Origin of the sequence: Saliniramus sp. (assembly GCF_035311605.1) — a bacterium.
GTDB lineage: Bacteria > Pseudomonadota > Alphaproteobacteria > Rhizobiales > Beijerinckiaceae > Saliniramus.
Genome location: NZ_DATGCW010000202.1, coordinates 1 through 26,809, shown reverse-complemented (window position 1 = coordinate 26,809; position 26,809 = coordinate 1). Strand labels below are relative to the sequence as shown.

General features: G+C 65.0%; 22 protein-coding genes. 14 read left to right on the top strand and 8 right to left on the bottom strand.

Translation table 11 applies throughout. The features are described from left to right. A partial coding sequence (locus tag VKP01_RS09315; protein WP_324411875.1) for an aspartate kinase occupies positions 1 to 770 on the bottom strand: 770 nt, incomplete at its 3' end. 234 nt (positions 771 to 1,004) lie between these two features. Between VKP01_RS09315 and ubiG the strand changes: the two genes are divergently transcribed. After that, the gene (ubiG, locus tag VKP01_RS09310; protein WP_324411874.1) at positions 1,005 to 1,769 is read left to right on the top strand and encodes a bifunctional 2-polyprenyl-6-hydroxyphenol methylase/3-demethylubiquinol 3-O-methyltransferase UbiG; all 765 of its coding nucleotides are present in this window, start codon (positions 1,005 to 1,007) and stop codon (positions 1,767 to 1,769) included. Between the two features lie 9 nt (positions 1,770 to 1,778). Here the strand turns inward: ubiG and VKP01_RS09305 are convergent, their stop codons facing one another. The 4 genes from VKP01_RS09305 to acs form a co-directional block, all read right to left on the bottom strand. Continuing rightward, the gene (locus VKP01_RS09305) at positions 1,779 to 3,023 is read right to left on the bottom strand and encodes an RluA family pseudouridine synthase (protein ID WP_324411873.1); all 1,245 of its coding nucleotides are present in this window, start codon (positions 3,021 to 3,023) and stop codon (positions 1,779 to 1,781) included. Between the two features lie 136 nt (positions 3,024 to 3,159). Further along, positions 3,160 to 3,555 (bottom strand): Rid family hydrolase, encoded by a 396-nt coding sequence (locus tag VKP01_RS09300; RefSeq protein WP_324411872.1) that lies wholly within the window; start codon positions 3,553 to 3,555, stop codon positions 3,160 to 3,162. 119 nt (positions 3,556 to 3,674) lie between these two features. Further along, the gene (locus VKP01_RS09295) at positions 3,675 to 4,121 is read right to left on the bottom strand and encodes a Rid family hydrolase (protein WP_324411871.1); all 447 of its coding nucleotides are present in this window, start codon (positions 4,119 to 4,121) and stop codon (positions 3,675 to 3,677) included. 154 nt (positions 4,122 to 4,275) lie between these two features. Next, a complete protein-coding gene (acs, locus tag VKP01_RS09290) occupies positions 4,276 to 6,225 on the bottom strand; it encodes an acetate--CoA ligase (RefSeq protein WP_324411870.1) in 1,950 nt (649 codons plus the stop codon). 251 nt (positions 6,226 to 6,476) lie between these two features. On the opposite strand from acs, the gene VKP01_RS09285 reads away from it, so the two are divergent. The 6 genes from VKP01_RS09285 (at position 6,477) to VKP01_RS09260 (ending at position 10,775) form a co-directional block, all read left to right on the top strand. Then, on the top strand, positions 6,477 to 7,700 hold the full coding sequence (locus tag VKP01_RS09285) for a Zn-dependent hydrolase (protein WP_324411869.1): 1,224 nt from the start codon (positions 6,477 to 6,479) through the stop codon (positions 7,698 to 7,700). Between the two features lie 56 nt (positions 7,701 to 7,756). Further along, the gene (locus VKP01_RS09280) at positions 7,757 to 8,185 is read left to right on the top strand and encodes a hypothetical protein (RefSeq protein WP_324411868.1); all 429 of its coding nucleotides are present in this window, start codon (positions 7,757 to 7,759) and stop codon (positions 8,183 to 8,185) included. An 88-nt stretch (positions 8,186 to 8,273) separates the two neighbouring features. Then, positions 8,274 to 8,792 (top strand): copper chaperone PCu(A)C, encoded by a 519-nt coding sequence (locus VKP01_RS09275; RefSeq protein ID WP_324411867.1) that lies wholly within the window; start codon positions 8,274 to 8,276, stop codon positions 8,790 to 8,792. A 103-nt stretch (positions 8,793 to 8,895) separates the two neighbouring features. Then, positions 8,896 to 9,219: a hypothetical protein gene (locus tag VKP01_RS09270; RefSeq protein ID WP_324411866.1), complete on the top strand. Its 324-nt coding sequence runs from the start codon at positions 8,896 to 8,898 to the stop codon at positions 9,217 to 9,219. 87 nt (positions 9,220 to 9,306) lie between these two features. Next, a complete protein-coding gene (locus VKP01_RS09265) occupies positions 9,307 to 10,251 on the top strand; it encodes a threonine/serine dehydratase (protein ID WP_324411865.1) in 945 nt (314 codons plus the stop codon). Next, on the top strand, positions 10,248 to 10,775 hold the full coding sequence (locus tag VKP01_RS09260; RefSeq protein ID WP_324411864.1) for an NUDIX hydrolase: 528 nt from the start codon (positions 10,248 to 10,250) through the stop codon (positions 10,773 to 10,775). The genes VKP01_RS09265 and VKP01_RS09260 overlap by 4 nt, the downstream gene beginning before the upstream one ends. 6 nt (positions 10,776 to 10,781) lie before the next feature. Here the strand turns inward: VKP01_RS09260 and VKP01_RS09255 are convergent, their stop codons facing one another. Then, positions 10,782 to 11,279: a DUF1178 family protein gene (locus VKP01_RS09255; RefSeq protein WP_324411863.1), complete on the bottom strand. Its 498-nt coding sequence runs from the start codon at positions 11,277 to 11,279 to the stop codon at positions 10,782 to 10,784. Between the two features lie 197 nt (positions 11,280 to 11,476). Here VKP01_RS09255 and VKP01_RS09250 point away from each other — a divergent pair, with 197 nt between their 5' ends. The 4 genes from VKP01_RS09250 (at position 11,477) to VKP01_RS09235 (ending at position 15,788) form a co-directional block, all read left to right on the top strand. Further along, entirely contained in the window at positions 11,477 to 12,532 is a 1,056-nt protein-coding gene (locus VKP01_RS09250; protein WP_324411862.1) for a type III polyketide synthase, read from the top strand. Continuing rightward, a complete protein-coding gene (locus VKP01_RS09245; RefSeq protein ID WP_414706557.1) occupies positions 12,529 to 13,032 on the top strand; it encodes an isoprenylcysteine carboxyl methyltransferase family protein in 504 nt (167 codons plus the stop codon). Before VKP01_RS09250 ends, VKP01_RS09245 begins: the two co-directional genes overlap by 4 nt. Before the next feature lie 209 nt (positions 13,033 to 13,241). Continuing rightward, complete coding sequence (gene mdoH / locus VKP01_RS09240; protein ID WP_324411860.1) at positions 13,242 to 15,164, top strand: glucans biosynthesis glucosyltransferase MdoH; 1,923 nt, start codon at positions 13,242 to 13,244, stop codon at positions 15,162 to 15,164. 129 nt (positions 15,165 to 15,293) lie between these two features. Next, positions 15,294 to 15,788: a DUF892 family protein gene (locus VKP01_RS09235; RefSeq protein WP_324411859.1), complete on the top strand. Its 495-nt coding sequence runs from the start codon at positions 15,294 to 15,296 to the stop codon at positions 15,786 to 15,788. A 39-nt stretch (positions 15,789 to 15,827) separates the two neighbouring features. On the opposite strand, the gene VKP01_RS09230 is transcribed toward VKP01_RS09235, so the two are convergent. Continuing rightward, positions 15,828 to 19,568: a bifunctional diguanylate cyclase/phosphodiesterase gene (locus VKP01_RS09230; RefSeq protein WP_324411858.1), complete on the bottom strand. Its 3,741-nt coding sequence runs from the start codon at positions 19,566 to 19,568 to the stop codon at positions 15,828 to 15,830. Positions 19,569 to 19,916: 348 nt separating this feature from the next. On the opposite strand from VKP01_RS09230, the gene VKP01_RS09225 reads away from it, so the two are divergent. Together VKP01_RS09225 and VKP01_RS09220 are read left to right on the top strand one after the other, a co-directional pair. Further along, entirely contained in the window at positions 19,917 to 21,584 is a 1,668-nt protein-coding gene (locus VKP01_RS09225; protein WP_324411857.1) for a class I tRNA ligase family protein, read from the top strand. Positions 21,585 to 21,601: 17 nt separating this feature from the next. Then, positions 21,602 to 22,840 carry an MFS transporter gene (locus VKP01_RS09220; protein WP_324411856.1) on the top strand — a complete coding sequence of 413 codons (1,239 nt, stop codon included), beginning with the start codon at positions 21,602 to 21,604 and terminating at the stop codon, positions 22,838 to 22,840. Between the two features lie 95 nt (positions 22,841 to 22,935). Here the strand turns inward: VKP01_RS09220 and VKP01_RS09215 are convergent, their stop codons facing one another. Further along, positions 22,936 to 24,618, bottom strand: a complete 1,683-nt coding sequence (locus VKP01_RS09215; RefSeq protein ID WP_324411855.1) for a methyltransferase domain-containing protein — start codon at positions 24,616 to 24,618, stop codon at positions 22,936 to 22,938. A 645-nt stretch (positions 24,619 to 25,263) separates the two neighbouring features. Between VKP01_RS09215 and VKP01_RS09210 the strand changes: the two genes are divergently transcribed. Next, positions 25,264 to 26,616, top strand: a complete 1,353-nt coding sequence (locus tag VKP01_RS09210) for an aspartate aminotransferase family protein (RefSeq protein ID WP_324411854.1) — start codon at positions 25,264 to 25,266, stop codon at positions 26,614 to 26,616. The last annotated feature ends 193 nt before the right edge of the window (positions 26,617 to 26,809 follow it).

Sequence of the window (26,809 nt, the reverse complement as noted above, 5' to 3'; positions counted from 1 at the left end):
GTCTGCTGTTCCACGATTTCCTCCTCGCCGCAAATCAGCGTCCCGGGATTGGGGGCCGCGGGATCATCGAAACTCGAACGCACATAGGTCGGGACGTTGTGAACCATCGCTACCTCGACCGAACGCACCTGCAGCACCTTGGCGCCCAGGCTCGCCATTTCCAGCATCTCCTCATAGGAGACCCGGTCGAGTCGGCGGGCCTTCGCCACGATGCGCGGATCCGTCGTATAGACGCCGTCCACATCGGTATAGATGTCGCAGCGCTCCGCGCCGAGCGCACCGGCCAGCGCCACCGCGCTGGTATCCGAGCCACCGCGCCCCAGAGTCGCGATTCGTCCGGTCGGTACGTGCACGCCCTGAAAACCGGCGATGACGGCGACCTCGTTGCGCTCGTCGAAATGCTTCGCGATGCGCGATCCGTCGATCGCCTCGATCCGCGCCGCGCCATGGGCGCCGGAGGTCTCGATCGGGATCTGCCAGCCCTGCCAGGAACGCGCCGGCAAGCCCATGCTCTGCAAGACGATGGCGAGCAGGCCCGAGGTCACCTGTTCGCCGGAGGCGACCACGGCATCGTATTCACGCGCATCGTGAATCATCGAGGCTTCGCGGCACCAGCCGACCAGTTCGTTGGTCTTGCCCGCCATGGCGGAGACCACCACGGCGACCTGGTAGCCGGCATCCACCTCGCGCTTGACGTGGCGCGCGACGTTGCGGATCCGCTCCAGATCGGCAACGGAGGTGCCGCCGAATTTCATGACCAGCCGTGGCATACCGAAAGCCTCGTAACAAGTTGGCGGCAAGGACGCGGGAAATCCGGCGCAAGAAGGACCGCGCAGGAAGGATCGCGCAAGAGGGCCGCGCAAGGAACCCTCGACAAGAAAACCGGGACGCGTCGCCGCAGGGACGTGACCGCGACCCGCAGCCGCGCGTATACATGACGAGGGCGTCGGTCCATGTCAACGCGGCGACGCATGGTCAATTGGCAGCAGCGGAAGGAAACAAGCATGACGAGCGCCGGGCGGAGAAGCGAACGCGCAACGGACAGCGTTGATCCGGCGGAGGTGGCGCGTTTCGAGAAGATCGCCCGCACCTGGTGGGATCCGACCGGGCCGATGCGCACGCTGCACAAGTTCAACCCCGTGCGGCTTTCCTATATCCGCGACGAGGCTGCACGGCATTTCGGACGCGATCCGCTCGACGGGGAACCGCTGGAAGGCCTGTCTCTGGTCGATGTCGGCTGCGGCGGGGGCGTGCTCTCGGAGCCGCTGGCGCGGCTGGGCGCCGAGGTCACCGGGCTCGACCCGGCGCCGACCAACATCGCCGTGGCGCGCCGGCATGCAGAGCAGTCGGGGATCGCCGTCGATTATCGCGAGGAGCGCATTGAGGATGTGGTGGCGGGCGGGGCGCGCTTCGACATCGTCACCGCGATGGAGGTGGTCGAACACGTCAGCGATGTGCGCGCCTTCGTCGCGACCTGCTGCACGGCGGTGAAACCGGGCGGGCTCATCTTCATGGCAACCCTCAACCGCACCCTGCGCTCCTACGCGCTCGCCATTGTCGGTGCCGAATACATCCTGAGATGGCTGCCAAAAGGCACGCACCAATGGCAGAAGTTCGTCACGCCGCGCGAACTTGAAGACGCCATCCGCACGGGCGGGCTGCACCCCGAAGAGACCACGGGCGTCGTCTACAATCCGCTCGCCGACAGCTGGTCGCTCGCGCGCGACACGGCGGTGAATTACATGGTGCGCGCCTCGCGCGCGCCATGACGAGGGGCGTTACTCTTCCGGCGCTTCGATGATCGGATCATAGCGCTCGGTATCGAGGCCTAGCAGGTTGAAGGTCTGCTGCATGTGCGGCGGCAGCGGCGCGCTGACGTCGAGGGGGCGGCCCGTGCGCGGATGCGCGATGACGATGCGCCGCGCCAGCAGATGCAGGCGGTTCTGGATGCCGCCGGGAAGATCCCAGTTCTCGATATTGAAATACTTGTCGTCGCCGATGATCGGATGGCCGATATCGGCCGTGTGCACGCGCAACTGGTGCGTCCGTCCGGTGACCGGCTTCAGCGACAGCCAGGAGAGTTTCTGCGCCGATTGATCGACGACGGCATAATAGGTCAGCGCATGATCGGCGCCCTTGTCGCCATGCTCGGCCACCACCATGCGCGATTCGCCGTCCGCATCCGCCATCTTGGCCAGATAGGTCGAGATCCGCCCCTGGCGCACGCGTGGCACGCCGGCGCAGATCGCCCAGTAGACCTTGCGGGTCGTGCGCGAGCGGAAGGATTTCGCCATGACCGAGGCGGCAAAGCGCGTCTTGGCGATGACGAGGCAGCCGGCGGTCTCCTTGTCGAGCCGATGCACGAGGCGCGGCTTCTGGCCCGCCTTGTCGCGCATGCAGTCGAGGAGCCCGTCCACATGGCGCGTCGTGCCCGAGCCGCCCTGCACGGCGAGGCCGGCGGGCTTGTTGATGACGAGAACGTCCTTGTCCTCGTAGAGCGTGATGCTCTCGAGGAAGGCGCGGTCATCGGTATTGCGCGCCGCGCTGCGCGGCACGGTCTCCTGCAGCTTGAGCGGCGGGATACGCACGTTCTGGCCGGCCTGGAGGCGGTCATTGGGCTTCATGCGCTTGCCGTCCACGCGCAATTGCCCGGTGCGCACGATGCGCTGAAGATGGGTGAAGGCGACCTGCGGGAAACGCGCCGTCAGGAACCGGTCGAGGCGCATGTCGGCCTCGTCCCCCGTCACGTGCAGCATCTGGATGCCGGTCTGCAGAACGGTCTGGGCTGCAGCCTTCTCGGCCTTGCGGGCGCCGGGGCGGGGACTTGCGGTTTTCGGGCTGGCCGGTCTTGCAGCGGGCTGCTCGGCCTTCGCTACGGGTTTGCGCGCCTGCTTCTCGCCTGGCTTCGTGCCCGGTCCGGTGCCTTGCCGCGCGCGTGTCTTGTCCTGCGGCTGCTTCGCCGTGCCGCGCCCGGTCGGGCGCTTGCCGCGCCCCGCCCCTGCGCCACCATTTCTGCCGCTCATGCTCTCGTCCCGATCCTGATCCGCTGCCCGGAAATGCCACCGACCCTGCGTGCCGCATTCCGGCCCTGAAGCACTCTTCCCCTATACCGCCTTCGGCCCGCACGCAATCAGCGGGAGCGAGGGCAGCGACGGTGCGCTACCACTCGCGGGCGAGTGACCACATGGCCGTGACCTCGATCCCGACCTTCATTTCGGGGCGCATCAGTCCCGAGACCACCATCAGCGTCGAAGCCGGCAGGATATCGGCCATCCGCCGCGCACAGGCATCGAGAACGGGTTCGCCATAGGCGGGATCGGTGACGTAGATGCGCGCCTTGACGATCTCCTCCAATGCGCTCTCGGCACTTTGCAATGTTGCCGCGATGGAATCCCAGCAATTGCAGGTCTGCTGCGTCACGTCCTCGGGCATCGTCATGCTTTCCGGGTCGTAGCCGTAGACGCAGGAGAGAAACACGAATGGGTCCTGGATGACCGCGCGGGCGAAACCGAACTCCGCCTCGGGAGATTGCGTGGTCGTGATGAAACGGCGCATCGACGGTAGCGTCTCCTCTGCTGACAGCCGCCATCATAGCGCAACGGCAACAAGAATGCTTGTGTTGGTTCAGAAGAGATCTGCAGTTCGGGAGTGCATAGTGCAAACCCATTATGCGCTTATTGTCTTCTCAGCGTATAGCCGCGCCAGAGCGCCGTCACTTCTATGGCGACACGCATCCGTGGATTGAAGAGCTGCGTGACGCCGACGAGCGTCATCGCCGGAAGTTCCGCAGGGGCCGATTCCGGGTCTTGCCCACGTATGAGCGCCTCGCGCGAGAGGGCGAGGACAGTCGGTGCATCCGCCGGATCGATCACCATGCAGCTGACGCGCACGATCTCTGCAGGGCCGCTTTCCACCTGCCCGAGGGCGGCGATGATGCTGTTCCAGGCGCGCTGCGTCTGCTGCGCCGTGTCGCCCGCGACGGTAAAGGTCACCGGATCGAGGGCGGTTGTGCCGGAAATGAAGATGAACGGGTCTTCCGCGATGCCGCGCGAATAGCCGTAGCGGCGCTCATAGGCCGGCGCGCTGCGGAGGCGCCTGCGGGACGAGTCTGTGTGCTGCATCGGCGGGCTCCTGCGATGATTGATCCGGGTCCCTGCGCCGCGACCGGGCCGGCTTCGCCCGAACCCGCACCCGCCGGATGCCGAGATCGCGGCGGGTGGTTCAAAGAATGGCAAATCAGCCATGTCACTTGCGAACATGGCCGATGAAGGCTGCTCAGTCGTGACGGTTCTGCCGGTTCTCGATCAGATCATCGACCACGGCGGGTTCGGCCAGCGTCGAGGTATCGCCGAGCGCGCCGAATTCATCCTCGGCGATCTTGCGCAGGATGCGGCGCATGATCTTGCCCGAGCGGGTCTTGGGCAGACCCGGGGCGAACTGTATCAGGTCCGGCGAGGCGATTGGCCCGATCTCCTTGCGCACCCAGGTGACGAGTTCCTTGCGCAGCGCTTCGGAGGGTTCCTCGCCCGCCATCAGCGTGACATAGGCGTAGATGCCCTGACCCTTGATGTCGTGCGGATAGCCGACCACGGCGGCCTCGGAGACCTTGGGATGCGCCACCAGCGCGCTCTCGACCTCCGCGGTGCCCATGCGGTGACCGGAGACGTTGATCACGTCATCGACGCGGCCCGTGATCCAGTAATAGCCGTCTGCGTCGCGGCGGCAGCCGTCGCCGGTGAAGTACTTGCCCGGATAGGTCGAGAAATAGGTCTGGATGAAGCGCTCGTGATCGCCGAACACGGTGCGCATCTGGCCCGGCCAGCTGTCGGCGATACACAGATTGCCCTCGCAGGCACCGGCAAGCTCCTTGCCCTCGGCATCGACGATGACAGGCTTCACGCCGAAGAAGGGCAGTGTGGCCGAGCCGGGCTTCTGGGCGATGGCGCCGGGAAGCGGCGTGATCAGGATGCCGCCGGTCTCGGTCTGCCACCAGGTATCGACGATCGGGCAACGCTCGTCGCCCACGACCTTGTAATACCATTCCCAGGCTTCCGGATTGATCGGCTCGCCGACGGAGCCGAGCAGGCGCAGGCTCTTGCGCGAGGTCTTCTTCACCGGCTCCTCGCCCGCGCCCATCAGCGAGCGGATGGCGGTGGGGGCGGTGTAGAAGATGTTGACCTGGTGCTTGTCGACCACGTCCCAGAAACGCGAGATCGAGGGATAGGTCGGCACGCCCTCGAACATCAGCGTGGTCGCGCCGTTGGCGAGCGGGCCATAGAGGATGTAGCTGTGGCCGGTCACCCAGCCCACATCCGCCGTGCACCAGTAGATGTCGCCCTCGTGATAATCGAAGACGTATTGATGCGTCATCGCGGCATAGACCAGATAGCCGCCCGTTGAATGCAGCACGCCCTTGGGGCTGCCGGTCGAGCCGGAGGTGTAGAGGATGAACAGCGGATCCTCAGCATTCATCTCCTCGCAGGGGCAATCCGCCGTCACCATGGCGGCGGCTTCGTGGTAATAGACGTCGCGCCCGGGCTCCATGGTGACGTCGCCGCCGGTGCGCCTGACCACGACGACATGCTCGACGAAGCCTTCCGGCAGGCGCGCGATCGCGGCATCGACATTGGCCTTGAGCGGCACTTTCCGCCCGCCGCGCAGCCCTTCATCCGCGGTGATCACGGTCTTCGAGCCGCAACCCTCGATGCGTCCGGCGATCGAATCCGGCGAGAAGCCGCCGAACACCACGGAATGGATCGCGCCGAGCCGTGCGCAGGCGAGCATCGCATAGGCGGCTTCGGGGATCATCGGCAGATAGATCGTGACCCGGTCACCCTTCCCGACATTGCGGTTGCGCAGGACGTTGGCCCAGCGGCAGACATGATCATGCAGCTCGCGATAGGTGATCTTCAGCGATTCGGAGGGATCGTCACCCTCCCAGATGATCGCGACCTGGTCGCCACGCGTCTCGAGATGGCGGTCGATGCAGTTATGTGCGGCGTTCGTCGTGCCGTCCTCGAACCAGCGGATCGAGACCTCGTCCTTGCCGTAGAGCGTATTTTTCACCTTGGTATAAGGTGTGAACCAGTCGATCCGCTTGCCGTGCTCGCCCCAGAAGCTCTCCGGATCGTCGATGCTGGCCTGGTACATCTTCTCGTAGAGCGCATTGTCGATATGCGCGCGCTCCGCCCATTCCTTCGACACGGGATAGATTTTTTCGGACATTTTTCCCTCCCAAAGGCGATCATTGGCGATCAATCCGTTTTCGCAATCGCGCGGTTTGCGAATCCGCGCGTCTGTTGCGGGAAACTTACGGGAGAAGGCGGGCTACAGGCAACCCGACCGAAAGTCCTACGCATTTCGACGCGCTGCAAGCCTTCTGCAATCGGTGCGCAGCGTGCCAGCGCATCGTGAGGATTCGCCTCTTGCCATGACGCGCGCATGGCTGTTCCCTCGCGGCAAATCAGGAGACAGCCATGGTCAAGATCAATCCCGAACGCCTGATGTGCGATCTCAAGCATTTGCGCGGCATCGGCACGTATAAAACCGGCGTGCACCGCCCCACCTTCTCAGCGCAGGACATGGAGGCGCGCCACTGGCTTGCCGGGCGCATGCGCGAAGCCGGGCTCGATGCGCGGATCGACGGGATCGGCTCGGTCTTCGGGCGGCGCGAGGCGCCGGGGCCGAAGATCCTGACCGGCTCGCATCTGGAGAGCCAGAACCATGCCGGCTGGCTCGACGGGGCGATGGGGGTGATCTTCGGGCTGGAAGCCGCCCGCGCCATCGCCGATGACGGCGGTTATGCCGATTGCGGCGTGGACGTGATCGCCCTGTGCGACGAGGAGGGGCATTTCGGCTCCTTCCTCGGCTCGAAATCCTTCCTCGGCATCCTTGAAGAGAGCGAGATCGACGCCGCCGCCAACCGCTATGACGACAAGCCTTTGCGCCAGGCGTTGCAGGAGGTCGGGCTCGCGGGTAGCTCGCGCGTGCGCTACGAGGAGGGGCGCTACAAGGGTTTCTTCGAGGCGCATATCGAGCAGGGCGACACGCTGATTTCCTCGGATATGAAGATCGGCAACGTCACCGCCATCGTCGCGATCTGGCAATACAAGCTGGTCTTCACCGGCGAGCAGAACCATGCCGGCACCACCAGCATGAAGCGCCGCCGCGATGCCGGGCGCGCCGCCATGCGCGCGCTTGCGAAGATCGACGAACGCTTTCCGCAGCTCTGCGGCGAGCGCACTGTCTGGACGGCGGGTCGCGTCACGCTGGAGCCGGGTGCGCCGAGCATCATTCCCGGTCGCGCGGAAGTGCTCTTTCAGTTCCGCGACGCGGACGAGGCGGTGCTGGAGAGGCTCGATACGGAACTGCGCGCCATCATCGCCGAGATCGATGCGGAGGGCGTCTGCGGCGCCTCCCTCGAGGTGCTGGGCCAGAGCAAGCCCGCGCGCATGGATGCCGGCTTGCAGGACATGATCGAGGCGGCAGCGGCGATCCACGCCCCCGGCAAGTGCGTGCGCATGCCCAGCGGCGCGGGCCACGACGCGCAATATCTCGCCCGCATCATGCCCGCCGCCATGCTGTTCGTGCCCTCGATCGGCGGGATCAGCCATCACTGGACCGAGGATACGGCGGAAGAGGATATCATCCTCGGCGCCCGGGTCTATGCCGAGGCGGTGGCGCAGGCGTTGCGGGGGTAAACCCGTCCCTGAATGCCGCATTGCCGTCGGCGCGGTTCCTGCGCTAAGAGAATGTCATGAACTGTGCCGACGTCATCAATCGCACGAAACGCGCGTCATCCGCCCCCGGATGGCGCGGTGTCGCGCGCCGGATCGGCGTTGTCTTCCTGCTCTATGCCTTTGCGCTCTCCGGCCTGCTCGCGGGAACGCTGCTCGCGGCGCAGCAGGCGCATGCACTGGGTGAGCCGGGCCTCCATTGCCTGCTCGAGGCGGGGCATCATCCCGATCCCTACGGCGCCGCACGCCACAAGGCGGAATGCCTCGCCGGCTGCCCGGTTCCGCCGGCGCCGCCCCTGCCCGATGCGCCCGATGCGCAGTTTCTCGGCTTTGATACCCGGGCCATGGCGCGCATCGCGCCGTCAGGGCTGCGCGAACGGGTCGATCTGCCCTCTGCGCCCCTGATTCGCGCTCATGGGCCGCGCGGCCCGCCTTCCTTCCTCGTCTGAACCTGTTGATACCAAAATCCGAAACAGTACTGGCGCGCAGCTCGCGAGAACGCGGGCCGCCCGGTTTCAAGACGAAGAAGGTCGAACCATGACGTTTCAAATCCGCAACGCGGTCATCGCCGCTATCGCCCTTTCCGCCACGCTCGGCTTCACGCTCGCGACCACGGCGGCGCAGGCGGAGACTTTCAGCATCGGTGACATCACCATCGAAACCCCCTGGACGCGGGTGACGCCCGCCGGCGCGCGGGTGGCCGGCGGTTACATGGTCATCACCAATAACGGAACCGAACCAGATCGCCTGATCGGTGGCACCAGCCCGATTGCCCCGCGCGTCGAGGTGCATTCGATGGAGATGGTCGATGGTGTCGCCCGCATGGCCGAGGTCGAGGGCGGTCTGGAAATCCCGCCCGGAGAGAGCGTCGCGCTGGAGCCCGGCAGCTATCACATCATGTTCATGAATCTCGCCACCCCCGTCACGGTGGAGGAGCCGGTTACGGGCATGCTGGTCTTCGAAAACGCCGGCGAGGTCGCAATCACCTATGCGGTCGCGCCGATGGGCTCGCCGCGCGCGCCGGGCGGGCACGGCCATGGGCATGGCCAGGACTGACCCGTCAGCTTGTCCTCTCCCTTGCCGCGCCGGTGTCTTGTCTGCATGATCGGATGGCGTCGGCGGATCGCATGGTTCGCCGGCGCAGGAGGAGATCGCATCGATGCTGAAAGGCGCTTTCGCCGGATTGTTGCGCAATGTCATGCCCTCCGGTGGAATCGACCGGGGCGAGCTCGAACGCTTGCGCGCGCTCGCCTTTGCGATCCTCGCACCGGCACCGGATACCGTGATCAGGGTCAACGAGATCAACTGCACCGATCCCGCCTGCCCGGGCCAGGAGACGGTGATCCTGATCATGGAGCCGGGCACGCGCACCCGTGCGCTCAAGGTTCAGGCGCCGGTCGAGGATGTTGACGAAAATGCGATTCGCAAGGCGATCCTTGCGGATAACGGTGCCGGGGCGGGCATTGCGGCACGCGCGGGGTGAGGGAATGCCGGTGGTGCGCACGGCTTCTCATGTTAGAGACGAAGGTGATATTCTCCACCCACGCCGCAAAGACCCGGATGCTCAGCCATGACCCTGCCCGTCAGCCCCGATGATGTCCGCGCCGCCCATGCGCGTATCCGCGATCACATCCGCCGCACCCCGGTCGTGAATCTGCCCAGGGGGGATTTCGGTCATGACGGGCCGGTCTCGCTGAAGCTCGAATTCCTGCAGCATGCCGGCTCCTTCAAGCCGCGCGGCGCCTTCAACACGCTCTTGAGCAAGGACATCCCCGCTGCTGGCGTGGCGGCGGCTTCGGGCGGCAATCACGGTGCGGCGGTGGCCTATGCGGCCCACAGCCTCGGTGTGCCCGCGCGCGTCTTCGTGCCCGAGATCGCGAGCAAGCCCAAGGTCGATACCATTCGCCGCCATGGCGCCGAGGTGGTGATCGGCGGCCCGCGTTACGCCGATGCCGCCATTGCCTGCGCGGAATACATGGCCGAGACCGGGGCGCTCTCGATCCATGCCTATGACGCATTCGAGACGATTGCAGGACAGGGTACCGTCGCCATCGAATGGGAGGAGGATCAGCCTGATCTCGATACGGTGCTTGTCGCTGCCGGTGGCGGAGGGCTGGTCTCCGGGATCGGCGCCTATTGGCGCGGGCGGGTGAAGGTGGTCGCGGTGGAGCCTGCGGGCTCATGCGCACTGCATGCCGCCCTCGAAGCCGGCGGGCCGGTGGATGTCGAGGTGCATTCGGTCGCAGCCGATTCGCTGGGGGCGCGCAATACCGGCGCGCTCGTTCATGAAATTTGCCGTGCGGCGATCGATCATGTGGCGCTCGTCACCGATGAGGCCATCACCGAGGCGCAGCGCCGGCTCTGGCACGACTGGCGCATCGCCACCGAGCCGGGCGGCGCGGCTGCGCTCGCCGCGCTGACGAGCGGGGCATATCGTCCGCAACCGGGTGAGCGGGTGGGTGTGCTCGTCTGCGGCGCCAATGTCGATCTGCGCGCGCTGGACGATCTGCTGTGAGCGTGCCGGGGATCAATACGACGGATCTGCCCGAACGCGAGACGGCCCGCGCTATCCTGATCGATCCCGCCGACCGGCTCTTGCTCATCTGCTACGAAGCGTCGCGCGATGTCGATCCGATCCGGCCCGGCAAGCGGGATTTCTGGTATACGCCTGGCGGCGGGCGCGAGCCGGGAGAGACGCCGCCGCAGACCTGTCTGCGCGAACTCGCAGAGGAGACGGGGCTTTCCGGTCTCACGCTCGGCCCAGCCGTGGCGCAGCGCGCCTGCCCGCAGACACTGTTTGCCCGCAAATGCTTCGTGCGCGAGACCTATTTCCTCGTGCGCGCCCCGCATGACCGGATCGACACGTCGCGCCTGCAGGAGACGGAGGGCGATCCGGTGCTCGATGTGCGCTGGTGGGAGGCAGGCGCACTGAATGCGCCGGATATCGTCATTGATCCGACCGGAATCCGGGCTCTCTTTCTCGATATTCTGGCCGAGCGGATTCCTGATACGCCACGCGATCTGGCCGCAGCGCCCTGAATGCGCTCAGTTGCGGTCGTCCGGGAGGCCGGGCAGGGGCTGGACGGGCACGCCTTCCTCGATGAGCTCGCGCGCCTCGTCGGGGCTCGCCTCGCCATAGATCGGGCGTTCCTGCGCCTCGCCGTAATGCATGCGCCGCGCCTCCGTAACGAAGCCTTCGCCGACATTTTCCGCATTCTGCGCCACATGCGCATGAATTTCGCGGATCATGGCGCGCAGGGCCTGCTCGCGTTCGCCAAGAAGCGCCATGCCCTCGGTCGGTGCTGCGGCTTCGGCTGGGGCAGGAGGCTGTTGCCGCGTTTCGGCGGAGGGAGCGGGGAGGGGCTGCGCCGCACGGTCGCCCCGGGAGATCGCAGGCGCCATGAGGCGTTTCTCGACCGTGCCCGAACCACAGACGGGGCATTCGACGAGGCCGCGCGCCCGCTGTTCCTCAAAGGCATCGCCCGAGGGAAACCAGCTCTCGAAATCGTGCGCCTGATCACAGACGAGGGCGTAGCGGATCATGATACGGCTTTGATACCCTCTGATTGCCTCACATAAAGTAAATGGCGCGCCGATGGCGTTTGCGCAAGCAGTGGCGCCCTGATCCCGTATCGTCTTGCAAAAAAACCGCATCAGTCGGTGCCGGTGATCGCCTTCACGGGTTGGCACGTATCAACCAGGGCAAGCGACGTTGATCAGCCGCCGCACAGGAGCCTGATGTGTCCCGCAATGCAGCGATCCTTGGCCTCGCCACGGCGGTGCCGCCGCACCGCCTCAGCCAGGACGACGCTCTGGCCATGGCCCGCGATATTCTGGCACCGCGCTATCCCGGTTTCGCACGGCTTGAGTCCGTCTTCACCAATGCGGCCATTGACAATCGCTACGCGGTGATGCCGATCGACTGGTATCGCGCGCCGCGCGGCTGGGCCGATCGCAGCCGGGCCTATCTGGAGAGCGCGACCGCTCTGTTCGTCGAAGTTGCGCGCGACGCGCTGTGCCGTGCGGGAATCGCCGCACAGGCGGTTGATACCATCGTCACCATCTCCTCCACGGGCATCGCCACGCCAGGCCTTGAGGCGCGGGCTCTCGCGGCAATGGGATTTCGCGCGGATGTTCGGCGGGTGCCGGTCTTCGGACTCGGCTGCGCCGGCGGTGCGGGCGGGCTTGCGCTCGCTGCGCGTCTCGCGCAAGCCGCGCCGGGAGAGAATGTGCTGCTCGTTGTCGTCGAGACCTGCACGCTGGCCTTTCGCGCGCAGGCGCCGGGCAAGGCCGACATCGTCGCCTCCGCCCTGTTCGGAGACGGCGCGGCGGCCTGCATCCTGCGCGCCGGCCCGGGCGGCAATGCCATGGCGCGGGTCGCGGCGAGCGCCGAACATATCTGGCCGGATACGCTCGATATCATGGGCTGGGATATCGGTGAGGAGGGGCTCGGCGTGATCTTCGCGCAGGCCATTCCCGCTTTCGCCAGAGCCCATCTCGCCGAGGCTTTCGCGGGAATCTTCACCTGTTGGGGGATGCGCGATGGCGGCTTTGCCGAGCATGTCCTGCATCCCGGCGGCGCCAAGGTCATCGCCGCCCTGGAGGAAACGCTGGGTCTTGCAAGCGGGCATCTGCAGCGCGAACGCGAGATCCTGCGTGATTTCGGCAATATGAGCGCGCCGACGGTGCTGTTCGTGCTGGAGCGGGCCCTGCGCACGGGCCTGCGCGGGCCCACGCTGCTGGCCGCGCTCGGTCCGGGCTTCACCCTCAATTGCGTCGTGCTGGAGCCCGCCTGATGAGCATCGCTGCCCTGATTCTCGCCCTCGTGACCTTGCAGCGTCTTGCCGAGCTCGTCATTGCGAAGCGCAACACGGCGGCGCTGATGGCGCGTGGGGCCGTCGAGCATGCGCCGGGCCATTACCCCGCGATCGTGGTGATGCACGGGCTCTGGCTCATCGGTCTGTGGCTGTTCGCGCACGATGCCGCGATCTCCTGGCCGCTGATCGCGGTCTTCGCGATCCTGCAGGCAGGGCGCATCTGGACGATCGCGAGCCTCGGTGCGCGCTGGACCACGCGGATCATCATCCTGCCCGGCGCGGCGCCGATCCGCACCGGCCCGTATCGCTATCTCAGCCATCCGAATTACTGGATCGTCATCGGCGAAATCGCCATCCTGCCGCTGGCGTTCGGCTTGCCGCTCTATGCGCTTGCCTTCACGGTTGCCAACGCGATCCTGCTCACGATTCGCATCCGGGCGGAAAACCGGGCGCTCGCGGGTGCCGCTCACGAAGCATGATCACGACAACGTGATGGTTTGCCGGCAATGCGCGGAAGCCGACGAAAACCATGCCGATTTTGCCGTGGAAAGCTTTCCGGCTTGCCATGAAAAAACCCTGCCTTTGAACCAAACAGGCTGCTGCCGCGTATCCCGGTGCGTCGGCGTGACGCTGTATTTCGTCTGGGGTTCAATCCCGGCTGACGAACCGGGTTATGTGGGAGGCGTTGTTGGATTTCATCCCCAAAGCGAACAAGGCACGGGCGCAGGATCTCTCCCGTAGCGCAGAGAATGCGCTTTCCGGGCGTCAGGGTTTGCCGGAGCGGCACGATGAAAACCGGCGGCTCGCGCGCCGTCGCGTCGTGTTCTTCTCGCTCGCGGCCCTGACCGCTCTTGCGGCCTTGATGGCGCTTGGCATCGTGTTCGGCCAGCAGGGTCTGTCGGCCATCGATCTCGCCATGCTCGCCGTCTTTGCCGTGACCCTGCCCTGGACGGTGATCGGCTTCTGGAACGCCGTGTTCGGCCTCGTCCTCGCCCTCGGGCGCCGCAACCCCCTTGATGCAGTCGCGCCGCTGGCCGGTCGCGATGCGCATGAACGCCGGCTTATCGGGCGCACGGCCATCGTGGTGCCGGCCTATGACGAAGATCCACAGATGGTGCTCGGCCATATCGAAGCCACCATCGATGACCTGGAGGCTGCCGGCGGTCTTGAGAATTTCGAGATATTTCTGCTCTCCGACACACAGGACAGCTTCCGTGCCGCAGAGGAAATGCGCGCCGTCCAGGCCTTTTGCAGCCGCATCGGCTTTGCCGACCGGTTCCATTATCGCCGCCGCAGCGACAATGCGGGCCACAAGACCGGAAATCTCTGGGAATGGCTGGAGCGCCGCGGGGCTGATTTTGACTACATGATCGTGCTTGATGCCGACAGCCTGATGAGCGGCAGCGCCATCCGCCGACTGGTGCGGGTCATGGATTGCAACCCCGAACTCGGCATCTGCCAGACACTGATCGCCGGCCTGCCGAGCCGCGTCGCCTTCACCCGCATGTTCCAGTTCGGCATGCGCCACGGCATGCGCGCCTATGCGCTCGGCGCCGCCTGGTGGCAGGGGCCGACCGGGCCCTATTGGGGGCACAACGCCATCATTCGCATCGACGCTTTCATGCGCCATTGCCGCCTGCCGGCGCTGCCAGGGCGCGGTCCGCTCTCCGGCCTCGTGCTCAGCCATGACCAGCTCGAAGCGGCGCAGATGGTACGCGGCGGCTACGATGTGCGGGTTTTGCCCGACGAGTACGGCAGCTACGAGATCAACCCGCCCTGCCTGCCGGAATTCGTGCGCCGCTCCCTGCGCTGGTGCCAGGGCAATCTGCAATATCTCAAGCTGGTGACGAAACCGGGCTGGCCGCCCATGGCGCGGCTGCAACTCGCTCTGGCAATTCTGATGTATCTCTCCGGTCCGGCCTGGCTCCTCTTCATGGGGCTGGGCTTCATGCAGGGTGCGCTGGGCGTCAGCGGCGGCGCGATCGCCGACAATCCCTGGGGGGCTGCGCCGTCGAGTCTTGGGCTCTGGCTGCTCGCCGGCATGATCGTCATGGTCTTCGCGCCCAAGCTCGCCGGCCTCATCGACGCGCTCGTCGATGCCCGCCGCCGCCGCAGTTATGGCGGCGGTTTTCGGCTCCTGCGCAGCGGCATCGCCGAATTCTTCCACGGCATGCTGCTCGCCCCGATCATGGCGATTGCCGAGGCCTTGTTCATTCTGGGCCTCCTGCGCGGCAAGGGGCTGACCTGGAAGGTCCAGCGCCGGCATGGTTTCGCGGTGACCTGGCGCGAATCGATCGCGCGTTTCTGGCCGCAGACCGTGATCGCGGCGATGACACTCACCGGCTTCTGGCTGCACGCGCCCCAGATGCTCCCCTGGATCATCCCTGTCGCGATCGGTCCGCTTTCGGCGGTCCTCTTCTGTCGCTTCGGGACGAGTCCGGCGCTGGGGCGGATCATGGCGCGCCGGCGCTTTGCCGCGATCCCGGAGGAAATCACCGCGCCGCCGGTGGTTGCGCGTGCCATGCGCATCGCCACCCTGGCCGATCGCAGCGCCCGGATTCGTGCAGCTGCACCCTCCCTCGCGCCCTTGCCGCAACCGGCGGGGGAGTGAATGTTGGATCTATCTTCCGGGCCCGGACGGCGTCAAAGCGTCGCGTCGATCGGGAAAGGAATTCAGGAACGCATGGCGCGGTTGGGGCATTGGTGAGGGGAATGGCAACCCGAACCAAAGGAGGTGCCGATGACTATCGCCACGTTGCGCGATCTCTATATTGACCAGCTTCAGGATATTCACAGCGCCGACAGCCAGTCGCGCGCGGTGACCACAAAGCTCGCCGAGGCAGCTCGAAACCCGCATCTTGATTCCGCCCTGTATGCCGGCGTCGAAGGTATCGAACGCGGCATGGAGGCCGTTGCGAGCATTCTCGCGCGCCATGATGCAGCACCGCGCGAAGGCCATTGCGAAGCGATGGCGGGTCTCGTACGCGAGGCGCAGCACCATGCCGTCGATTCCGATATCGCCGATGCGGGTGTGCGTGACGCGATGATCATCGCCCAATACCAGCGCATGACGCATTACGCGATCGCGGTCTACGGCAGCCTCGTCGCCTTCGCAAAGCGCCTGGGTTATGAAGACGATGCCGCCACGCTCGAAGCCTGCCTCTCGCGAACCCGCGACGGCGACAAGCATCTCAGCGAGATCGCCACGCGCGACGTCAATCGCCAGGCCGCCTGAGGCGGATCATGCGCGAAGCCGCCTGAGGCGGAGGATGCTTCAATAGGAAGCCGGAATCGCGGCGGGGGCGGGGTGTTCCGTCTCCGCCGCAAACATGCGGGCGGGATTCCAGTTGCGCAGAAGCCAGGGAATCCGCGAGCTGGCCATCGGCTTGGCGAAGTAGAAGCCCTGTGCCCGGTCGCAGCCCATCAGGCGCAGGCGCTGAACCTGGTCCCGGGTCTCGACGCCCTCCGCCGTGACGATCATGCCGAGGCTGCGGCCCAGGCCGATCACCGCCGCCACGATGGCCGCGTCATCGGCGTCCGTCACCAGATCCCGTACGAAGCTGCGATCAATCTTGATGTGGTGCACCGGGAATTGTTTCAGATGGGTCAAAGAGGCGAAACCGGTTCCGAAATCATCGAGGGCGATGGTGATGCCGGCATCGTCGAAACCGCGCAGCGTCTCGGCGACGAGTTCGGCGCTGCGTCCGAGCAACACGGTCTCGGTGACTTCGATCTCGAGCCGGTTCGGGGCGATGCCGTGATCGCGGAACATGGTGGTCAGGTTCGCAGCGAGTCGCGGCGCGGTGAATTCGGCGCTGGAGAGATTGATCGCCACGCGCCCGAAGCCGAGAGCCTCTTCATGCCAGGCAGCCATGTCGGCGGCAATATGCTTGCGGATGGCCTTGCCGATCGCGACAGCACTTTCTGGATCATCGAAAACCGCTCCGAAATAGCCTGGCGTGAGAACACCGCGGTCTGGATGGATCCAGCGCGCCAGCGCTTCGAATCCAACGATCTTGCCTGAACGGAAACAGATCTTGGGCTGATAGAAGGGAACGAACCGCTCCGTGGCGATCGCATCCCCGACTTCCCGCGTGATGCGGATGCGCTCTTCCATGCGGGTGCGAATCGCGGGGCTGTACAAACTGAAGCGCCCCCGACCTTCCGCCTTGGCCTGATAAAGCGCCATATCGGCATCCTTCATCAATTCCGCTGCCTCCTGATGATGATCGGGAAACAGGGCAAGGCCGGCGCTGGCGCGGGTGGAAAGAATCCGCGAGGCGCATTGGAACGGCGCGCGCATGTCGTGAACGAGCTTGCGGGTAAAGGCCTCCAGGGCATGCTCGTCTTCGACTGCGCTGAGGATCACGGCGAACTCGTCGCCGCCGATCCGCGCGATTTCGGCCTGATCGCCGGCGATCGTCAGCAGACGTCGCGCGGCCGCGCAGAGCAACTCGTCACCGGCATCATGGCCGAGCGTGTCATTGACATCCTTGAATTCATCCAGATCGACAAGAATCAGCGCCACGCGGGTCCCCTCGCGCCTGGCCCGGGAGAGGATATTCTCGAAACGGGCATGGAACAGGGTGCGGTTGGGCAGCCCGGTCAGCGCATCATGGTTGGCTGTCTGCCAGATTTCTTCCTCGGCCAGCTTGCGGTCGGTAATGTCGAAGGTGATGCCGATGGCGCGATCCGGGCTGATCTTCACCGCGCGGATGCCGAGCCAGATGCGGCGGTCGTCGGGGATGGTGTAGCGTACCTCTATGGTTTCCGACTGACCGGTCTCGAAACCTTCGAGCAGGCCCACCACCTTCGCTCGATCATCGGGATGGACGCGGCGCCGGAAGTCATCCGTATCGCTCGATCCGACACCGAGCAGATCCTGCGCGTTCTCGGAACGGGTGACGAAATTGTCGGCGAGATCTCGTTCCCAGGCCACCATGCGTCCGGCCTGCAGGGCGAGCCGCAGGCGGGTCTCGCTCGCGCTCAGCGCAGCCTGCGCGCGCTGGCGCTCGCTGATATCCTGAATCGCACCGACCAGCCGGACCGCCGCGCCGTTCTCGTCGCGCAGCACGAAGAATCGGTCGAAGACCGTGGCAACGCTGCCATCGGCCCGGATCACACGATATTCGCATTCCCAGCGCGACGCATCACCGGCGATGAAACAGGCAAACTGCTCGTCGATCCGATCCCGGTCGGCGGCGTGAATCTTCGCGCGCCACCATTTCAGCGTAGAGCGCCCATCCGGCGGAGCATGGCCGAACAGGGTTTCGATCGCTTCTCCCCAGATGATTTCGTCGGTTGCGAGATCGAGATCCCAGATCGCGTCGGTCGTCGCGCTGGCAGCCAGCCGATAGCGCTCCTCGCTGGCCGCCAGTGCCTTGCGCGACATCACCCGCTCGTGGATATCCGTGACGGCGCCGATCCATTCGCGGATCGTGCCGTCGTCATTATGGACCGGGTTTGCCCGCACATGCGTCCAGCGGTAATCGCCGGCCTTCGTCAGCTTGCGCTCGATCACGTCGAGCGGCGTTCCGCTGGCCAGCGCAGCATCCCAGGCGGCGCTGGACGTTGCGAGATCGTCGGGATGGATGATCGTCTTCCAGCCCTGCGGATCAAAAGCGTATTCGGCGATGCTGCTGGAATAGGCGATCTTGGGGGATTCCCCGTTGGGGCCGGCGGCCCAGACCATGGCGGTGCTGGCCTCGATGAGCGCGCGATAGCGTTCCTCGCTCTCGCGCAAGCGTTGGCCGGCAAGGCGGCGATCATGGATATCGGTTACCGTACCGACCCATTCGCGCACGACGCCCGACTCGTCGAGAAGCGGTATGGCGCGGGCGAACATCCAGCGATAGTTGCCGTCATGCTGGCGCAGGCGGTATTCGTTGGTGCGCGGTTCAGGGTACCCGCATGTCTGAGCGATATTCGCGCGCACCCGGGCGCGATCATCGGGGTGGACGGCATCGAGCCAGCCCTCGCCCCAGTATTCCTCCGGGCCCTGGCCTGTCAGCGCGTCCCAACCGATGCTTTGGTGAATGCTGCCATCCGGCGTCGCACGCCAGACGATGGCGGCACCGGCCTCGGTGAGGGCCTTGTAGCGCGCCTCGCTCTCGGCGAGCGCCAGCTCGGCACGTTTGCCGTCGTCGATATCGGTAGAACTCCCGAACCAGGCCCGGATCTGCCCGGTCTCGTCGCGCTCGGGCAGGGCGCGACTCAGGACCCAGCGATACCCGCCGTCCCGGTGATGGATACGATGCTCCACGCTGTAGGGGCTGCCCGATGCGATGCTCTGCGCCCAGGCAGCATCCGTACGCGGGCGGTCTTCCGGATGCAGGGCAGCGCGCCATGCCGCGCCTGTCAAGCTTCCGCTATCGAGACCGAAAGCTTCGAAAATGCGGCGATTGGCGTAATCGAGTTGACCCTTCGCATCGGCGGACCAGACCATCTGGGGAATCCGATCGGCGAGATTGCGAAAGCGCTCCTCGCGCAGCTGTGCCTGGGCGTGCTTGAGCCGCAGATCGATGAGGCGCATGACGGATTGGGCAAGCGCACGCAGGGTCCGTTCCTGCGTGGGTGTCAGGCCCTGCGGGCGAGGGGCGTAATCGAGGACGCACAAGGTTCCCAGTGGCAGCCCGGCATCTGTGCGCAACACCGCCCCGGCATAAAACCGCAGGTACGGTTCGCCGCGCACGAAGGGGTTGTCGCGAAACACGGGCGAATCCAGCGTATCGGGAACGACATACAGACCCGTTTCGAGTATAGCATGGGTGCAGATCGAGACATCCCGTGCCATCTCGCGGGTATCGAGCCCGAAAGTGGCCTTGAACCATTGCCGCTCGGCATCGACGAAGTTCACCACGGCGATCGGTGCGGTGCAGATCTCGGCTGCGAGCCGCGCGATATCATCAAATTCGGGCTCCGGCGGGGTATCCAGGATGCCGCAGGCATGCAGCGCGTGCAACCGCGCGGTTTCCGTTTCGTCACAGCAGTCGTACTGACCCGGTTTGAAATCCATGCCTCGCAACCCCGAGGGTAATGTTTGAGCATTACGCCCGACTAACGTGTGCCAAAGTCATCAAGAAACCGTTTATATCCGCCGCAGAATGCGCATGCCTTTGGAAAATGCGCAGGCATCTTTCAAGAAACGGCATGCAGGGCAGCTGCTATCCGACTTTCCCTGAACGTGTGTTGCTTGCTCTTTCTGGAAAGCAGTTTGGTACTGCTCTTCCAGTGTTTTGGTTATTTTGTGACATTAAGACATCTAAGGGATGCTTAAGTTTGCAATATATATCAAAAATTGTATCAATGCGCGTGCGACGGGGCGCTAGCAGGCGATTCCCGGTCATGAACGAGGACATTGCTGATGCCCGTCCCATTTCCCGTGCTCGGTGAGCGTATCGCCAAACCCGCCGAGATCGTGATCTCGCCGGTCAATCTCACGGCCAACGGCCCCGCTCATCTGGGTCATGCCGGCGGCCCGTTTCTGCGCATGGACGTGCTCGCAAGAGCCTGCCGGCGTGCCGGGCACAGGGTGCGACAGGTCCTGAGCAACGATCATTTCGAGAACCATGTCGTCGTCAAGGCGCGGGCCCTGGGCCGTGATCCTGCGGCCTTCGCGCGCGAGAATGACCGTCTGATCGCCAGAGGGCTCGCCGCCCTCGACATCACCTTCGACACTTTTCCCGATACCGGTGATCCGGCGGTGCTGGCGCGCTTTCGCGACGTGGCGGGGGCTTTGACGCGGGCGCTCGATGACGGCGGCAAGGTGCTGCTGCGCCGCGAAATGCTGCCGGTCGACGATGCCTCGGTCGCGGGTTTCGAAGCGGGCGCTGCGCCGATCGAGGAGCGTTTCTGCATCGGAGGCTGGTTCGGCTGCAACTGCCCCGCCTGCGGCGCGCCCTCGGGCAGTTTCTTCTGCGAAGCCTGTGGTGCGCATTATTCGCCCTCCGAGGCGCCGCAGCCGCGCTCGCGACGCGGCAACATTACCGGTTTCGTCGAGAGCGCCTGCCTCTATCTTGATCTCCGCCCGGTGGAGGCGCTTGCACAGAACTGGGCGCGAATGCGGATCGAGGCGCCGTTCCGGGAGGTGGCGCAACGCTTCCTCGACAATTCCCGGCCGGAAATCCGCCTCACCGTTCCGGGTTTGCACGGGCTCGCCTGGGATGATCGCCGCTTTCGCGACAGCCAGATCCTGTTCAGCTATTCGTCGCTGCTCTTTGCCCACCACATCCTGCTCGGTACGTTTCTGGCGGATGAGGGCGGCTCGAATCCGTTCGAGGCCGGTCATCCCGCCCTGCTCATCGGTGCCACGGCGATCGACAACACCGTTCCGATGCTCGCTGGCGTGACCGGCTGCGCCCTGGCCCAGACGCGCTATCGCGGCTTCGACCGGATCTATTTCAACCATTTCCTGCATCTCGACGGGGAGAAATTCTCGACGAGCCGGGGGCATGTGATCTGGTCGCACGATCTCGAAGGCGTGCCCGGGCTCGAGACCGATATCCTGCGCTGGTACCTGTGCAGCATAACGCCGGAAGAGGCGGCGGGCAATTTCATGCGCGGGGAATGCGTCGCCTTCCATGAGCGGGTGCGTGTGACGCTCGATCATCGGCTGCAAGCGCTGGCCGCGATCCTCGCGGCAGAGGCGCAAACCAAGCCGGATGCCGATCCCGATCCCGATCCTGATCCCGCAATCGCTGCGCCGATGCGCGATCTGCTGCAAACCCAGCATGAATGCCTCGGCGGCGACGGTCTGCGCCTGCGCCGGTTCGCGGCGACCCTTGATGCCGCGCTGGTCCTCGGTGAAGCGATAACCACACCCGCGCAGGCACAGGCCTGGATGCGCGGCTTCGCCATCCTCGCAAGTCCCGTCATGCCGCGCCTCGCCCAGGAGTTGTGGCGGGCGGCCGGTCTGGACGGCGCGCCGCAATGCGCCGATTTCGCCCGCCCGGCAAAGCCGGTTCCCGCAGCCCTCCCGCGTCGCGACGGCCCGCCCCTGACCCGGGCGGCCCTCGAGGCGCTCTCGCCATGACCTAGTCGGAGACGGCCATGACCATGCCTGCCGAGACGCCAGACTTACAGATCCGCATGCCCGGTGCGATGCTGCTCGCACTGCTCGTCTCCGGGATCAGCCTCGCCGCCTGCTACGGTGCCACCTTCCTGCTGGCGGAGCATCTGCGCGACCAGGGGCGCGATCCCGCACTGGCGGGGATCGCAATAACCACGGGAACCATTTTCACCATCGCCGTCGCCCTCGTTGCGGGCCGGCTTGCAGCCCGTATCGGCACGATGCGGTGCCTTGCTCTGGCGGGTCTGATCATGGCGCTGGCGATGCTGGCCTTCGCGTTGACCGGGCGTGTGGCGGGCAGCGATCTCGTGGGCGGTGGGCTGATCGGGATCGCCTGGTCGCTATTCTACATTCTCGCCCCGCTGCCGATCATCGCCCGTGTGGCAGCCGGGCAGCGGATTCGTGATCTTACCTATCTCTCGGGCGCCCAGATGGCCGGTCTGGGTCTGGCGGCACCCCTGGGCGGGGCGCTCGCGGCGCAGGGCTGGCCGCTCGCCTGGATCTACTGCGGTTTCGCGCTGCTCGCAGCGAGCGCTGCGCTTCTGCTGCTGGCGATCGGGGAGCGGTACACCGGCGGGCGCGCAAGCCGTGCACATGCCGGGCAGGGTCCTGACGAAGGCAGCATCCTTGATATTGCGCGCGTGGGTGCGGTGCTCGCGACAACGGCGCGGATTCCGATTGTGCTGATCGGTCTCGCTTCCTGCACATTCGCCGGGCTCGCGACGTTCCAATCGGTCTATGCGGAGGAGCGCGGGCTCGCCTTCGGGCAGTTCTTTCTGGTGTTCACCCTGGTCACCGTCACCCTGCGCTTTGGTCTCGCCGCGCATCTCACACGCCTGCCGGCAGAGCGGCTCGCCCTGTTCCTGCTCGCTCTCGTGGTGGTGGCGCTGGCGCTGTTCTGGTTCGATCGCGGCAGCGTGCCGGTCTATCTGCTGGCATCGGCCCTGTTCGCGGCCGGTTACGGTCTGAGCTATTCCACGCTCAACGCCCTCGCGGTGAACCGCGCCGAGGCGGGCGGCGCGGCACCGGCTGCAGCCTCGCAGGTCTTCACCATCACCTATTTTCTCGGCTTGTTCGGCTTCCCGGCGCTGGGCGGTCTGCTGATCAGCGCGGGCGGCACCGCTTTGCTGCTGCCTGCGCTCGTGGCGCTCGCGACACTGGCCCTCGCCCTGGCGCTCGGCATGCTGCGTGTGCCTTCGGTTGCGCGAAAATCAATCTGAAGCGCGCGATGTGCTTGAAAAAGCGAGGGGCGCGGTGCCTTCACACCGCGCCCCATCATCCGTCATGCCTTGCCCGCGTGAGCACGCGGGGGATCTCAGCGCTTGCGGAAATGCAGGATGCCCCAGGCCATGTAACCGCTATCGGCGGCCTTCACCCAGTTGTCGAGGCCCTGCAGCATCCGGTCGAGGAAGACTTTGGAGGAGACCGATGCGACATGGTCGTAATTGGCGCGCAGATCCTCACCTACACGGGCATAATGCGTGCGCAGGTTCGGCGTCAGATCGGCGAATTCGACCAGTTCGAAGCCGAGCTTCTCCGCAATCTCCCGGTAATAGGCGGGTGAACCGAGGCTCTCGAGATGGATGCGGTCATAGACCGGCTGCAACACGCCCTCGGGCACGTCGTCCGCCTGCATCGGATCCGTGATGATCATCTCGCCACCCGGCTTGAGCACGCGATGCGCCTCGGCGAAGACCTGTTCGCGATCCTTCGCATGCAGGATCGAATCCTGCGACCAGACCACGTGATAGGTCTCGTTGGGTGCGGGGATCTTGTCGAACGAGCCATGCGCCACCTTGATCTGCTCGGCGAGCGCCTGGCGGCGATTCAGGAAGCGGTTGGTGTCGTTCTGTGCCTCGGAGATGTTGAGGCAATCGACCGAGCAGCCGTATTCGCTCGCCAGATGGCGCGCCGAGCCGCCATAACCGGCGCCGAGATCAATGACATGTGTATCGGCCGTGAGATTCTTCAGCATGCCGGCCATCTTGCGCACGGTGCGCGCCGAGGCTTCCTTGATCACCGGTGTCTCTTCATAGAGGCCGATATGGATGTCTTCACCGCCCCAGATATTGTAGTAGAAGTTATCCGCATCGGCGCTGTCGTAATACTGCTCGGTGATCAGTTCGACATCGCTCTCGGGCTCACCTTCGGCAGCTTCGGCTGCGCGCTGGAGATAGGATTTCTCGACGACATGGACGAGGAAGTCCGGTTCGCCTTCGGCATAGGTTTCCTGAAAGTCCCCATAGGTCCGGATGCGCTGGAATCCGGCTTCGCTGAGAAGTTTCTTCATATACGCCTTGCGCACCGGGAACATGTTGAGCGTGTATTCACTCTTGTCCGGGAAGGTGTACTTGAACCGGGCGAGGCCATCGTCGAGATGGGCCGGCTCGGCGGTGACCTGGTCGCCGCAATAGTAGAACTTGTGTTTCGTCGAGAAACCATGATCGAGCATGGCGTCGTAATTGCGCTGATCGATGATCAGTATGCCGTCATGCTTGAGTGCGGCATAAAACTCAGCCAGCGTGCGGCGACGATCCGCTTCCTCGTGCAGGTGCGTGAAGGAATTGCCCAGGCAGATGATGGCGTCGTACTTGCCCTGGATGTCCCGGTTGAGCCAGCGCCAGTCGGCCTGAACCGTTTTCAGGATGATCTGGCGCTCCTTGCCGTTCTCGAAGGCCTTGGCGAGCATGGCGGCGCTGCCGTCGACGGTGGTCACGTCGAACCCGGCCTGGATCAGGCGAACCGAGTGGAAACCGGTCCCGGCGGCCACGTCGAGCACCTTGTGCTTGCCGCGTGCGCGCAGGATATCGATGAAGAAATCGCCCTCGCTCGCGGCGCGGGCATCCCAGTCGATCAGTTCATCCCACTTCTCGGCGAATGTCTTGACGTATTCAGACCGATATTGCCCGGTCTCGCGCACCTTCAACGGGTCCGTGCCGTATTCCTGCTCCTTGGCGGTGAGATCGGCATTGCCCTGAGGGCTGGCGTTACTGGTCATTCTCTGTTCCTCGTTTTGACCACAGCACCGCGCCATGAGCGCGCATGCAGCGTCTGACGAAAAGGCGCGCCACTGCTCCCCCTCGAGGGAGGCGACGCGAAATCCGGATCGCGGGCAGCGCCCGCACGAATCGCTGAACCCCCCGCGCTCGCTACCCATATCGGCAATCAGGCGAGCAGCGCCGTCACGGCGCACACGGAGGTGCACTCCCAGAAGAAGGAGTGAAATCACATCGCGCTGCATAGCACATCCGCGACAGTTGCAGCCTAGCGGCAAAATAATCGAATGCTAGCCTATCAATACAGGATTATCTGCGTTACAAGGGACGGCTGATTTCGCTAAGCGTGTGCGCGCCGCGAGCTGGCGGTGCAGCCGATCCGTATGCACGAGATCATTGCAACGCAACGCGTTAGCCGCAGTTCTGCCATCGGGTCACGTGCGAAATCTGTGGCGTGATCCAGCGCCGCTCGCCGCGATCGCGCAGCACTCCGCGCAAAGGCATCTGCGGCTTTACGCCTTTGGCCGTTTCCGGCCCGCCTGTTAGACTGCTTACCAGAATGGGCGTCGTCGATAAGCGCGCGCAGGGTCATACCCGGCTGCGCCTTGTGGCGGTGCCGGGGCAGCCCCGTATCCGGAGGACGAGAGATGGCAGGTTCCAGCGCATTGCGCGCCGCAAACGATATCCAACAGCCCAACGATCTCGATTCATGGTGGTTGCCCTTCACGGCGAACAAGTCCTTCAAGAGCAATCCGCGCATGGTCTCGCGCGCCAAGGACATGTATTACTACACCCCCGAGGGCAAGCCGGTGATCGACGGCACCTCGGGCCTGTGGTGCTGCAATGCCGGCCATAATCGTGACGAGATCGTCTCTGCCATCCAGACACAGGCCCAGGAGCTCGACTTTGCGCCGGGCTTCCAGTACGGGCACCCGCTCGCCTTCACGGCGGCCTCGCGCATCGCGCAGCTCGCACCGGCAGATCTCGACCATGTCTTCTTCTGCAATTCCGGCTCGGAGGCCGCCGATACCGCGCTGAAGATCGCGCTGGCCTACTGGAACGTGACGGGCAAGGGGCAGAAGACGCGGCTCATCGGACGCGAACGCGGCTATCATGGTGTGGGCTTCGGCGGCATCACGGTGGGCGGCATCGTCAACAACCGCAAATTCTTCGGCTCGCTGCTCGCCGGTGCCGATCACCTGCCGCATACCTATAACCGCGAGCATCAGGCCTATTCGAAGGGCGAGCCGGAATGGGGTGCGCATCTCGCCGATGATCTCGAACGCATCGTCGCCCTGCACGACGCCTCGACCATCGCTGCCGTGATCGTCGAGCCGATGGCGGGCTCGACCGGAGCGCTGCCCCCGCCCAAGGGTTATCTCAAGCGCCTGCGCGAAATCTGCGACAAGCACAATATTTTGCTCGTCTTCGACGAGGTAATCACCGGTTTCGGGCGCCTCGGCTATGCCTTCGCCGCCGAGCGCTACGGCGTCGTACCGGACATGATCACCTTCGCGAAGGCGGTGAATTCCGGCACCGTGCCGATGGGCGGGGTGATCTGCCGCAAGCACATTTACGACGCCTTCATGAACGGCCCGGACAATGTCGTCGAACTGTTCCACGGCTATACCTATTCCGGGCACCCGCTGGCCTGTGCGGCCACGATCGCCACGCTCGATATCTACCAGCGCGAGAACCTTTTCGAACGCACGCGTGCCGTCGAGACGCGCTGGGCGGATGCGATGATGTCGCTCAAGGGCCTGCCCAATGTGGTCGATATCCGCACGCTCGGCCTGGTCGGCGCCGTGGATCTCGCGCCGAACGAGCACGGGCCCGGCAAGCGCGGCTATGCAGCGATCGAGAAGGGCTTCCACGATTATGGTCTGATGCTGCGTACGGCCATGGATACGATCGCCGTGGCGCCTCCGCTGATCGCCGAGGACAAGCATATCGACGAGATCATCGACAAGCTCGGTCGTCTGATCCGCGACGTCGCGTGACGCGATTCCCGCGTGCCGCCGTATCCCTGCCCGACCGGGGATGACAGGGCGCGCGGCGCCCGCTATCACGGGTCCCGGGTGGATTTGTGCGGGTGGTGAGTGGATGACGGCAGCAGAGGATGCGGCGCCGGTGGCGATCGAAACCGGCATGGTGCTGGCCGCCGGGCTGGGAACGCGCATGCGTCCCATCACC

What these genes read in the sequence shown, in the direction of transcription:
- ubiG (WP_324411874.1), top strand. Translation starts at nt 1,005, where the DNA reads ATGACGAGCGCCGGGCGGAGAAGCGAACGCGCAACGGACAGCGTTGAT.
- VKP01_RS09305 (WP_324411873.1), bottom strand. Translation starts at nt 3,023, where the DNA reads ATGAGCGGCAGAAATGGTGGCGCAGGGGCGGGGCGCGGCAAGCGCCCG.
- VKP01_RS09300 (WP_324411872.1), bottom strand. Translation starts at nt 3,555, where the DNA reads ATGCGCCGTTTCATCACGACCACGCAATCTCCCGAGGCGGAGTTCGGT.
- VKP01_RS09295 (WP_324411871.1), bottom strand. Translation starts at nt 4,121, where the DNA reads ATGCAGCACACAGACTCGTCCCGCAGGCGCCTCCGCAGCGCGCCGGCC.
- acs (WP_324411870.1), bottom strand. Translation starts at nt 6,225, where the DNA reads ATGTCCGAAAAAATCTATCCCGTGTCGAAGGAATGGGCGGAGCGCGCG.
- VKP01_RS09285 (WP_324411869.1), top strand. Translation starts at nt 6,477, where the DNA reads ATGGTCAAGATCAATCCCGAACGCCTGATGTGCGATCTCAAGCATTTG.
- VKP01_RS09280 (WP_324411868.1), top strand. Translation starts at nt 7,757, where the DNA reads ATGAACTGTGCCGACGTCATCAATCGCACGAAACGCGCGTCATCCGCC.
- VKP01_RS09275 (WP_324411867.1), top strand. Translation starts at nt 8,274, where the DNA reads ATGACGTTTCAAATCCGCAACGCGGTCATCGCCGCTATCGCCCTTTCC.
- VKP01_RS09270 (WP_324411866.1), top strand. Translation starts at nt 8,896, where the DNA reads ATGCTGAAAGGCGCTTTCGCCGGATTGTTGCGCAATGTCATGCCCTCC.
- VKP01_RS09265 (WP_324411865.1), top strand. Translation starts at nt 9,307, where the DNA reads ATGACCCTGCCCGTCAGCCCCGATGATGTCCGCGCCGCCCATGCGCGT.
- VKP01_RS09255 (WP_324411863.1), bottom strand. Translation starts at nt 11,279, where the DNA reads ATGATCCGCTACGCCCTCGTCTGTGATCAGGCGCACGATTTCGAGAGC.
- VKP01_RS09235 (WP_324411859.1), top strand. Translation starts at nt 15,294, where the DNA reads ATGACTATCGCCACGTTGCGCGATCTCTATATTGACCAGCTTCAGGAT.
- VKP01_RS09230 (WP_324411858.1), bottom strand. Translation starts at nt 19,568, where the DNA reads ATGGATTTCAAACCGGGTCAGTACGACTGCTGTGACGAAACGGAAACC.
- VKP01_RS09225 (WP_324411857.1), top strand. Translation starts at nt 19,917, where the DNA reads ATGCCCGTCCCATTTCCCGTGCTCGGTGAGCGTATCGCCAAACCCGCC.
- VKP01_RS09220 (WP_324411856.1), top strand. Translation starts at nt 21,602, where the DNA reads ATGACCATGCCTGCCGAGACGCCAGACTTACAGATCCGCATGCCCGGT.
- VKP01_RS09215 (WP_324411855.1), bottom strand. Translation starts at nt 24,618, where the DNA reads ATGACCAGTAACGCCAGCCCTCAGGGCAATGCCGATCTCACCGCCAAG.
- VKP01_RS09210 (WP_324411854.1), top strand. Translation starts at nt 25,264, where the DNA reads ATGGCAGGTTCCAGCGCATTGCGCGCCGCAAACGATATCCAACAGCCC.